Raw genomic sequence first — 10853 nt, forward strand, 5'->3', positions numbered from 1 at the left:
TCGTGATTAGACACCGAGATACCGCTGTCGCATTTCTTCGTTTTCTCGGAGTTGTGTTGTCGAAACCGATTCGACAATCCGGCCTTCATCGAGGATGTAGTGCCGGTCAGCAACCGCTACTGCGGCGGCGACGTTTTGCTCAACAAGGAGCACAGCAATTCCCTGTTGGTCGTTGATTTCAGCGATGATATCCTCGATACGGCGGACGATATACGGTGCCAGTCCCTCGAATGGTTCGTCGAGTAACATCAGCTGAGGATTGGCCGCAAGCGCTCTGGCAATCGCAAGCATCTGTTGTTCGCCACCGCTCATGTTTCGCGCCTGCTTTTCACGCATTTCTGACAGCTCCGGGAAGAAATCCAACACCGTTTCGAGGTCTTTTGGGTCGCTCGCGTGATTGATTGCGAGCCTGATGTTTTCGCGGACAGTGAGTCGCGGGAAACAGCGTCGGGCTTCGGGAACGAAGCTAAGTCCGCGCTGTGCGATGCTGTAGGGAGCCACTCCCGCTAACTGCTCGCTGCCGAAGGTAATCTCGCCACCTAACACTGTGGGCTCTGCAGCGCCGGCGACAGACCGCAGCGTCGTTGTCTTGCCTGCGCCGTTTCGACCCAGTAGTGAGACGAGTTCACTCTCTTCGACGACAAGGTCGACGCCGAACAACACCTGTCCGGTCTCGTATCCTGCTTCGAGGTTCTCGACTGTTAGCAGCGTCATATTTCCTCCCGCATACCGCCCAGATAAGCGTCTTGAACGGCTTGATTTCCTTGGATTGCGTCTGGGCTGTCAGTAGCGATAACCTCCCCGCGATTAAGGACGGTGATGCGGTCTGAAATCGAAAGGACAACATCCATATCATGCTCAATCAGAACAACAGTCAGGCCACGGTCATCACGAACCTCCTTGATGAGAGATGCGGTTTCTGCCGTCGCAGCGGGACTCATCCCGCTTGTCGGTTCGTCGAGCAGTAGCACGTCTGGGTCAGTCGCCAGTGCCATCGCGATCCCGAGGCGGCGTTGTTCGCCGTGTGGGAGGTTTTTTGCCTCGGCGTCGAGGTCAGCAGTAAGGCCAACATCGTCAGCGATTTCGATTGCTCGCTCGCGACCCACACTGTAGTGACTGCGAAAGAGGTCCATCGAGAACGCGCCCTGTCGTGCGGTCTGGACGACCAGTCGAATGTTTTCGAGGACTGTCTGGTCGGCGAACAGTTGGTTTGACTGGAACGAGCGAGCCATCCCCTTGTGCGGACGTTGCTCCTCGGCGTCACCCGTTATTTCGCTCCCGTTGAGATACACTGACCCTTCTGTCGGGTTGAGGGCACCCATGATGCAGTTGAACAGGGTTGTCTTGCCTGCGCCGTTGGGGCCGATAACTGCTCGGAGTTCTCCCGCTTCAATACCCAGACTCAGCGTGTCGACCGCGAGCACTTCGCCGAACGTCCGAGTCATCTCATGGACACCAAGCACCGCCGATGACGGTGCCACCGCTGGCTCAATTGGGGAAGGCTCCTGGTCGTGGCCCCTGTCTGTTGACTTTGCATGTCCGACCTCGTCTGTTTCGTTTGCGTGGCTCATGCTCTCACCTGCTGCATTCGTTTACGCAACCAACTGGCAACCGACCTAATGTACCCCCAGATACCTTCTTCGGGAGCAGTCAATACGACGACGACAAACAGCGCACCCAGCAGGAACTGCCAGTAGACCAGTATGTCGCTGAGATCGACTGTCACGAACGTGACCTCCGAGAGGGGGAACTGCCACAACTCGAAGTTTGTCAGGAAGTCCTCGACGAACAGCCACGAAAAGGCCCCCACAACCGGCCCGAAGAAGTAATTCACACCGCCCAGCACCGCCATCAAAACTGTATCGCCGCTGGTGAAGACGCTCAGATTCTCGATGGCGGCACCTGAGTTCTGTATCATCAACAAGACGCCAGCGAGTGCAGAGAAGACGCCGCTGAACGTCACTGACCATATCTTGTAACTGGTAGTATCGACGCCCATCGCCCGCGCTAACTGCTCGTTTTCACTGACAGCAACCAACGACCGACCAAATGGTGACCGAACAATCTGCCAGAGAGCGAGCATTCCCAGCAGGAAGACAACGGCAACAGCCCAGTACCAGTCCAAAGACAAGCCAAACGCTTCGATGGCTATCTCGCCCCGGGTCTGTTCGACGAAATCCGGCAACGTCCCTTGTGTAAGGCCGTTCGACCCACCAGTTAGCTCACCGGGATTACGCAAGACAATGAAATAGATTGCTTGGGAGAATGCTAGGGTCAACAGCGCAAAGTAGATCTCACCCATCCCGACAATCAGCGTTCCAAGCAAGTAGCCATAGACGGCAACAGCTGCAAGCGCTAGGATGACGCCGACGAGGAAAGTGATGTTTCCACCGGCAGGTAACACCCAGGCTCCGTTCAAGACGAGGATTGCTGGGATATATATACCAAATCCGAGAAACATTGCATGGCCAAAAGAGAGTAACCCCGTGTAGCCAAAGAGCAGGTTAAATCCTGCCACGAACAGCATCATAATAAGCATCTTGCTGGCGATTGCGTTGTATCCGAGTACCATCTCACTCGTGATGAGTGGGCGTAACGCCACAACAAGGACAACGAGACCGAGCGGGATTTTGTACCGTTCGAACATGGATGGAAGTCCACCAGTGGCCCGGTCGGTCGATTCTCCACTCATTCGAGTAATCCCTCCTCACCGAACAGTCCCCGTGGACGGATAAGCAACACAACAATCATGACAAGAAACGGGATAATATCGCTAATTCCTTGGACATTAATCGCAGAGACACCGGTGACAATCGCGAGGGCGCTCAGAACGACTGGTACGAGGAACTGTGCCCACCCGACGAGCAGTCCAGCGAGAACGCTCCCGAAGATGCTCCCGACTCCGCCGATGACGACCACGACAAACGCGAGCAGAACGAACTCCTCTGCTGCTCCCGGGTCAATACCAAACTCCACGACACGGAGCGCACCGCCAAGTCCTGCTATAGCCGACCCCAAAAAGAACATTGCTGTAAACCGAAGCGGCAGGTTCACACCCACGAACTCAGTCATTTCACCGTCTTGAACGCCGGCTCGAACGCTCAGGCCAAAGTCGGTTTTCGTGATGAGGTAGTAGACGCCCGCCACTGAGATAGTGGAGACTGCGACTGTAAAGAGGCGGTACGTTCCAACTTGCGTTACGATGAGGTCGGTCCCGCCGGTGAGGAACTCCGGCTTTGCCGGCTGAACAGCACTTGCTCCCCAGACGAACCGAGCGGCCTCCTCAATCATCAGCGTCAGTCCGAATGTTGCGAGCAGGCCAATAATCGGCTCTTTGCCGTACAGTCGCCGGAGGACGACAACCTCAATGACAATACCGACGATACCAACACCAATCGGTGCAATCAACAGTGCCGCCCAGAACGGCAGTCCGTAACTTGCCATCGTGGCGTAGGTAAAATATCCTCCAAGCATGAACAACGCGCCGTGTGCAAAATTGACGACACCCATTAGACCCAACACGAGCGCCAGCCCAAGCGAGATCATCACAAGAATCATTCCGTAGACCAGACCACCAATTGCTTGGTCGATGAATAGTCCGGGTTTTTGGACGGCGGCGTTTCCTAACAGTAACACACCAGCCAGCGCCCCGAGCAGCGCTGCTGGCGAACGTTCAGATAACAGTCGCTGCATCCGGGTACGAGCATCGAGCGTGCTACTCATCGTCTACAGAGAGCAACCGGTTTCTTCGACCGGTCGAGTGACATCGTCGCCAGCGAACTTATTCTCCACGGAGAACCAGTCTTTGTGCGGGTCGTCTGCCATCGCGTCTGTAGACCGTGAGGTGACTGTATACGTTGGTTGGACGAGTTGGTGGTCTCCCTCACGCCAGTACATATCGCCACCGCCTTTCATATCGACGATTGGCGAGCTTACCTCGTGACCCTCTAAAGCGTCTCGCATGTCCGGTGCGGCGGTTGACTCGGCTCGAACTGCCGCGCGAACGCCTTGGTCGACCGAAATGTAGCCGAGCAGGTGTCGGATATACGGGTCCATCTCTCCCTGTTCTGTAATCCGCTGTTTGAAATCCTCGCCGCCATCGACTGCTGGTCCCCAGACTTGTCCCGCCACATCCAGAATCGAGGCAGCATCCTTGTCCATCCCCCAGAAGACGAAGTCTTCGAGTTGGTGCATTGCCAGCGTCCGGTCTTGGATACCACTGGCGATGATTTGACTGCTCGCCTTTCGCAGGTCGAGTCCAGCAATTAACACACCGATTGCGGGCGCGCCTGAGGCTTTTGCACGGTTGACGTACTGGGCATAATCGTCGCTCGGGAACGGCACCGCTTCTCGCCCAACGACAGTGTTGCCAGCAGCTTCAAGCGCCCCTTGGACAGCATCGGCCGCTGTCTGTCCCCACGTATAATCGGAGTACATAAGGAACCATTCGTCAGATGCTTCGACCATCCCGCTGCTAATACTGTTTGCTAGCATCGAATTCGATGCTGAAGGGCGGAAGACGAAATCACCACACTCCCCACCGGTCAGCGCATCCGAGTGAGACCCTGTTGGGAAGTACGTCACCTCGTTGTCAGTGGCCCACCCGGCCAACCGGAGTGCCACAGATGACGACACCGCACCCGTAAGGAAGTCGACATCGCCCTCAGTCACGAGCGCTCGCGCTCGTTCGAGGCCCGTCCCGGGTTCTAGCTGTGAGTCGTCGGTTGAAAGGTCGATTTCAACGTTGTACTCAGATTCGAGGTCCTCGATTGCCAACTCTGCACCCGTTATCGCCGCATTGCCGAACACGGCAAATGGGCCTGACGTTGACGTGACCATCCCAATGGATATGCTGTCGAGGCTTGACCCACCATTCATCGTTTCCCCATCGCTACTACCGTCATCATCGCCGCCGATACAGCCAGCCAGTCCGGTGAGGCCGGCTGCCCCGACTGAAGCAAGGACGCGCCGTCGCGTAACTGCATCTGACACGCTGGTTGCCGGCGATGGTCTGCCTGTATCATGCCTGTTATTCTCACTATTAGTCATGGCCTGCTATTCGGTGTCGAATCCAGTGTACTAAAAGCTATGGTCCGATTTCGGGACCATCGTTCTCCGTTCTCTGTTGTGTTCTGGTTCTCGTGTTGACCATCGGTGGCACTGTGACTGTGTTTCCCGGCCGCTGTGTACCGTTTCGGTTCTGGAGTGGACAACTGTTTGTCGTACGGACTCCGTTTCCCCAAAACCGGTGGGTGGTCTCTAGTGTACATAACGGAACGCGCTCACATCGCTGGTTTCGCAAGAGTGAACAATCCACAATAGCTAGTTGTCTGAACAGAGGTGAGCCCGCATGCAACAGCAATCACGGAGTGATGACACTTGCTCGGCAGCAATTATTGGCGGCGCAGTATCCGGGCTAGCGGCTGCGACGAACATCCATGCCCTCCCACAATTCTCTGACGTTGTTGTCTTCGAACGGCAACAGTATGATGATAAACGGGTCAACTGCGGAGAGGCAATAAACGATACGACGCTTGTTCCACTGGAGAAAACGCCGGAAAATGGCTTTGTCAACGATATTGACGGGTTCGAACTTCGAGTGTACGACGGTCAAGACCACGACCCCCACGAGCAGCCAGTCGGGGTATCACGGTTGCAGTGTGAGCCAGGCTACATCTGTGAACGAAACGTCGTCGAGAAACGCTGGGCCGACAAACTTGCGGCTGAGGGTGTCGAGTTTCGGACTGGGGCATCTATCTCACCGTCGAAGTACGACCAGATTCTAGAGACGTACGATTACATCATCGATGCCTCTGGCCAACCGTCACTGACGCTTAAAGCAAAACAGGAAACAACCAACTACACCGGTGACATGGTCGCCCTGAACGCGACAGTCAGCGGGGACTTCTCTTCGTACACAGAGCGGCCGCGTATCTTTTTCGAGGGGTATGTCGGCTACTCGTGGTCATTTCCGAAATCGGAGACCCAAGCGAACGTCGGGATGGGCTGGGCTGGCGACGAGCGCCCCGAGAACTACTACGAGGCGTTCAAAACAACAGCCCAACGAAACGGGTTTTCGGTCCCTGAGAGAGACCAGACAAACATCTATACCATCCCCCGAGGGCCGAGTCTGAGCCCAGAACAGACCTACTATCCCGAAAATAACGTGTTCTTAGTGGGCGATGCAGCCGGCATCGCAAACCGATATCAAGGAGAAGGTATCTGTCAGGGTATCCGCTCTGCAAACCTGTTAGGTGAGCTTATTGCAACGGAGCAAGAGCATCGTTACCCCGAAAAACTCTACAACATGATGAAATCCGAGTATCGCCTCGCGCATCTGATGCGTGGCGCGTGGGTCGAACACGAAGATTCGGCGTTACTCGCCGCCGTTGCCGAATCTATCGAGGGGTTGAGTATCGAAGACATCACGAGAAGACCGTCACAGGTACTCTCACGGCTTTTGCGACGCCCGATTACCGCGGCGAAACTCATCTCTGATGTTGGTATGCTTACCAGAGTCTACGAATCGTACACTGACTCGTGGGAGTTTGGGGCAAACGAAGCCTAAACTAAATCACCTACTGCTTGACCTCCACGACCACCCATTGTACTCACGTCTATTCGCCGTAGAACAGTGGGTTCGGAGAGACTCGCTACCGGCACACAACGGAGGGATGAGGCTTCGATACAGACCAGATGCCAGTATTTATTCCGACGCTTGTGTATACTTTCAACGAACGCGATGCGCTACGCCACAATCCGTCTCCACCCAAAGGAGACGTTCCACCCGGTCTTACGCAAACTCGCACGCGCACCAGACATTCGCCGACGGGCGATTCACTCGGTTAAACTGCTTGATGACGGGACGATAACGTTGCTGGCAAAACTCGATGGGCGTGTCGATACATATCGCGAGATAATGGAGGAGACGCCGGAGGTGCTGACCTACGCCGCAACCGATAGTGGTCACTGTTACAGTCAGGTTGAGCCAACAGACGACATCAGACGGATTCTTGAACGGCGAAACGAGGGGGATTTCATCATCAAGATGCCTATGGAGTACACAGACGACGGGTGGCTCCAGGCGACGATAATCGGCGAAGAGAAAGCACTTCAGGAGGTGCCCGAGAAACTTGGCTGGATGGAGATGGAACTCATCTCGACTGGGCCATACACACCCGAGACGACGGAGGTGTTCGCCGATTTGACGGACCGACAACGGGAGGTGCTGGAAACAGCGCTCGAACTGGGCTACTACGAGACGCCCCGCGAGGCAACCCTCAAAGATATTGCCGCCGAACTCGGTGTCGACCACGGAACTGCGGGCAATCACATCCAGCGCATCGAATCGAAGGTGTTCTCGAAGTACGTGCTGTGAGCTTGTCGGGATGCTTGACGCATGGCTCACAGTTCAGGCATATAAACCCTGCCCAGATATGGCCCAGTAGCTGGATTGTCGAGCAGCGAGTATATTCTGGCAATGATTGATTGGGCTGTAGCTGTTCGTCTCCGGACCGTATCGGGCGATGAGTGGGTCGACCGCCGAACTACGAAGGGCGGTCTGTTCGACGACCAGCGAGGCAGGGTGAGCGACAGATGACTTGGCTCGACAGCGTTCTGGGTCTCGTCACGACCCGACGCAAGTCCGTCATCGTGCTCTCGTTAGTGATGATACTGCTCGTCGGTGCTGGCGCAGGCAACATCCAAGAGTCGACCGAGATGGAACTGTTCGAGGAAGAGCCCTCAGAAGTCGAGGCCGAGCGCACAGTCCAAGAACAGTTCAGTCCCAGTGGCGAAAACAGTACGGCGCTGGTCGTCGCCGTTCGAAACAAGTCTGGAAACGTCCTCTCGCGGGACTCATTGCTCGCCTCGCTCCGGTACCAGCAGTCGGTGTACAACAACGAAACGGTCGCTGGCACGCTCGTCGACGAACAAGCGATGCTCGGTATCGAGAATCTCGTGGCGGCGACCGCGATCCGGCAAGACCAACGGAGCCAACAACCCAGCGAGTCGCCGCAGCAACAACCCAGAGAACAGGGGCAGCCACAGGAGAGCGCTGTGAACCCATCCACACAAAGCCAGACGCCACCGCTGGCGGCCCAGATAACACAGCTCGAATCTATGAGCGAGGAGCACGTCGAGCAGGTCCTCGGGCAACTGCTCGACCCCGAGCAGGGCAGTGGACAGGTCAACACCCTCGCGGTCGAGTTGCTCCCACGGGGCTACGAGCCCGGTTCAACCGAGTCGACTGCCCGGCTGACCGTGGTTCGACACAAAACTGACGGGGTGGTGGTGTCGCTGCCCGAACTCTCTGAAGAGGTCAGAGAGGGACAGGTCGCTGCGGCTGCCATCGCCGACAATGTCCCACGAGACGAGTATCGGCCATCTGGATTCGGGCTGTTGCTCGTCGAAGAACAACTCTCTATCGGCGAGAGTCTCTCGCTCGTCGGTCCAATCGCTCTCTTGTTCGTCCTGCTTACGCTGTCGGTTGCCTACCGCGACGCTGTCGACTTGCTGCTGGGTGTCGTCGGCATCGTGCTCGTTCTTCTCTGGACGTTCGGCGCGATGGGCTGGCTGGGCATCGATTTCACCCTGCTGATGATCGTGACACCGGTGTTGCTCATCGGCCTCTCGATAGACTACTGTATCCACGTCGTCATGCGGTATCGTGAGATTCGAACCGGGAATGGTGTTGGCGAGCACTCGTCGGTTGTCGACAGCGAGAGATCGGGGTCAACAGCGAGCGATGAGGAGACGACACGAGCACCGATTCGACTCGCCATGCGGGACGGGCTGGTCGGCCTCAGTCCTGCGCTCATGCTGGTGACCGTCACCGCAGTCGTCGGCTTTCTCTCGATTCTCACGACCGGCGTGCCTGTCATGCGGGGCTTCGCTGTCGCAACAGCCGTTGGCATACTCGGGGCGTTGGTCGTGTTCGGTATCGTTGTCCCGGCGCTCAAAGTCGAACTCGACGAGTGGCTGACCAGCCGGGGGTACGACCGGACCAACAGTGCCTTCGGAACGTCGGGACACCTTCGGCGCTTCCTTTCGGGTGTTGCACGAGTCAGCTATCACCGTCCCAAGACAATCCTGCTGGTCGTCCTCGTGGTAAGTTCACTGGGACTGGCCGCGGGCACACAGGTCGAAACAGAGTTCTCGACGGACACCTACATCGCAGAGGACGCCCCGGAGTGGACACAGGAGCTACCAGAACCGCTGGCACCCAGCGAGTACGAGGTCCGCGATACGCGGGAGTTCCTCTATTCGAACTTCCAGTCGCCGGACCAACAGGTCCACATCCTTGTCGAGGGGAACGTGACGAGTCCAGACGCACTCGATGCAGTCGCGTCGGCAGAGCGCGCTGCTGTGGACAGCCCGGTTACATTTACCCAATCGACTGGTGACGCTGCCGTTGCTGGACCAGTGGGCACGATGCAAGCGCTGGCCCAGACCAACGAGACGTTCGCGGCCCAGTACGACCGTACCGACACTGACCGTGACGGTGTTCCTGACCGCAACGTCGAGAGGCTGTTCGATACCGCCTCGGAGACAACACCAACCCGCTCCGACCGTCTGCTCCACACAACCGACAGCAAGTACGACTCTCTACGGATTGCAGTCACCGTCAACGGGACTGCTGAGCCGTCGACGATAGCCTCGGAGATGCGGTCGGTCGGTGACGTTGCAACAACCGACGAGACCACTGTGAGTGTTGCCGGCAGGCCAATCGTCAACGAACTCTCCCAGCGCCAACTTGCGAGTGTCACCGGACGGGGGATGGTCGTCACGCTCCTCACAGTCCTGGCCGTCCTTCTAGTTGCATTCCGGTACAAGCAAGCAAACGCGAGTCTTGGGGCTGTCACGCTCATTCCTGTCGTTCTGGGAGTTAGCTGGGTTCTCGGCGCGATGTATCTGGCTGGTATTCCATTCAGTTTCGCCACTGCGATGATTGGCTCGATTGCTGTTGGACTCGGCGTGGATTATGCAATCCACATGAGCGAACGGTACGGTCACGAACTCGAAAAACACGAGAACATCGAGACAGCCCTCGAAGAGAGTGTCGTGGGTACCGGTGGCGCGCTGTTCAGCAGCGCCGCGACGACGGCCGCAGGCTTTGGCGTACTCGCCTTTGCACTCGTGCCTATCCTCCAACAGTTCGGGCTGATTATCGCGCTGACGCTGGTGTTCGCGCTTGTCGCGAGTGTGCTTGTGTTACCGAGCCTGCTCGTGCTCTGGAGCCGATATCTCCACACCCTATGACCTCGCTGAGCAAGTCCAACAGATCACGACTCACTACCAGCGAGAGCAGTGGTGCTTACAGCAAAATAGACAATGCCCATGGTAGAAGCCGAAAACACCGGGGTTACAAATCGTACGTACCGCGTATCGGTTCGGGCAGTTTCGAACAAGGGAAGACGGTCGCTCGCGTTGCGCCTTCCCTTGTTCGAAACGCACCCTGACAGTACTACCTGCTCTTCATGTTCGTTCGTCGCAAAACAGTGGGTTCGGGCGGTTTCGAACCGCCGACCTCGGCCTTGTAAAGGCCGCGTCATAACCAGCTAGACCACGAACCCGCATCTGAACGGAGTTCTTCCTGACGAATAACGCTTACTTTTTGGGCCGAAATTCTGAAACCTGCACTGCCCTTCGTTCCGGTATGCGACAGCGGACTGCAGGGGTAGTTGTCATCGTTTTACTCGGCGTGCTTGCTATTTTGCTGTTCGCACCGCCGAAAATACTGCTTGACCCGGCCGTGTTTAATCGCTAGACAGCATCGGATCAGGTCGTCAGAGTAAGGGAGTTGAAGCGGGAGAGTCGAAGTTGTGCAAACTACAATTTCCCGCTTCACCGAA

General features: G+C 56.7%; 8 protein-coding genes and 1 tRNA gene. 3 read left to right on the forward strand and 6 right to left on the reverse strand.

Translation table 11 applies throughout. The annotated features are described in order from the left end of the window. Positions 1-6: 6 nt before the first annotated feature. From N5098_RS16940 to N5098_RS16960, 5 genes are read right to left on the reverse strand one after another with little or no spacing between them, the layout of a single operon-like run. A complete protein-coding gene (locus N5098_RS16940) occupies positions 7-714 on the reverse strand; it encodes an ABC transporter ATP-binding protein (RefSeq protein WP_267639021.1) in 708 nt (235 codons plus the stop codon). Continuing rightward, entirely contained in the window at positions 711-1571 is an 861-nt protein-coding gene (locus N5098_RS16945) for an ABC transporter ATP-binding protein (protein ID WP_267639022.1), read from the reverse strand. Before N5098_RS16945 ends, N5098_RS16940 begins: the two co-directional genes overlap by 4 nt. Then, positions 1568-2692, reverse strand: coding sequence for a branched-chain amino acid ABC transporter permease (locus N5098_RS16950; protein WP_267639023.1), 1125 nt, complete (start codon positions 2690-2692; stop codon positions 1568-1570). The genes N5098_RS16945 and N5098_RS16950 overlap by 4 nt, the downstream gene beginning before the upstream one ends. After that, positions 2689-3723, reverse strand: a complete 1035-nt coding sequence (locus N5098_RS16955) for a branched-chain amino acid ABC transporter permease (RefSeq protein ID WP_267639024.1) — start codon at positions 3721-3723, stop codon at positions 2689-2691. Before N5098_RS16955 ends, N5098_RS16950 begins: the two co-directional genes overlap by 4 nt. A 3-nt stretch (positions 3724-3726) precedes the next feature. Next, a complete protein-coding gene (locus N5098_RS16960; protein ID WP_267639025.1) occupies positions 3727-4992 on the reverse strand; it encodes an ABC transporter substrate-binding protein in 1266 nt (421 codons plus the stop codon). Positions 4993-5350: 358 nt separating this feature from the next. On the opposite strand from N5098_RS16960, the gene N5098_RS16965 reads away from it, so the two are divergent. The 3 genes from N5098_RS16965 to N5098_RS16975 all read left to right on the forward strand — a co-directional run bounded on the left by N5098_RS16965 (position 5351) and on the right by N5098_RS16975 (position 10260). Next, positions 5351-6568: an NAD(P)/FAD-dependent oxidoreductase gene (locus N5098_RS16965; RefSeq protein ID WP_267639026.1), complete on the forward strand. Its 1218-nt coding sequence runs from the start codon at positions 5351-5353 to the stop codon at positions 6566-6568. A 174-nt stretch (positions 6569-6742) separates the two neighbouring features. After that, positions 6743-7378: a helix-turn-helix domain-containing protein gene (locus N5098_RS16970; protein ID WP_267639027.1), complete on the forward strand. Its 636-nt coding sequence runs from the start codon at positions 6743-6745 to the stop codon at positions 7376-7378. Between the two features lie 218 nt (positions 7379-7596). Next, positions 7597-10260 (forward strand): efflux RND transporter permease subunit, encoded by a 2664-nt coding sequence (locus N5098_RS16975; RefSeq protein WP_267639028.1) that lies wholly within the window; start codon positions 7597-7599, stop codon positions 10258-10260. Positions 10261-10500: 240 nt separating this feature from the next. On the opposite strand, the gene N5098_RS16980 is transcribed toward N5098_RS16975, so the two are convergent. Beyond that, positions 10501-10574, reverse strand: a tRNA-Val gene (locus N5098_RS16980). Positions 10575-10853: the final 279 nt, after the last annotated feature.

The sequence above is a fragment of the Halovenus rubra genome (assembly GCF_026586665.1).
Classification (GTDB): domain Archaea; phylum Halobacteriota; class Halobacteria; order Halobacteriales; family Haloarculaceae; genus Halovenus; species Halovenus rubra.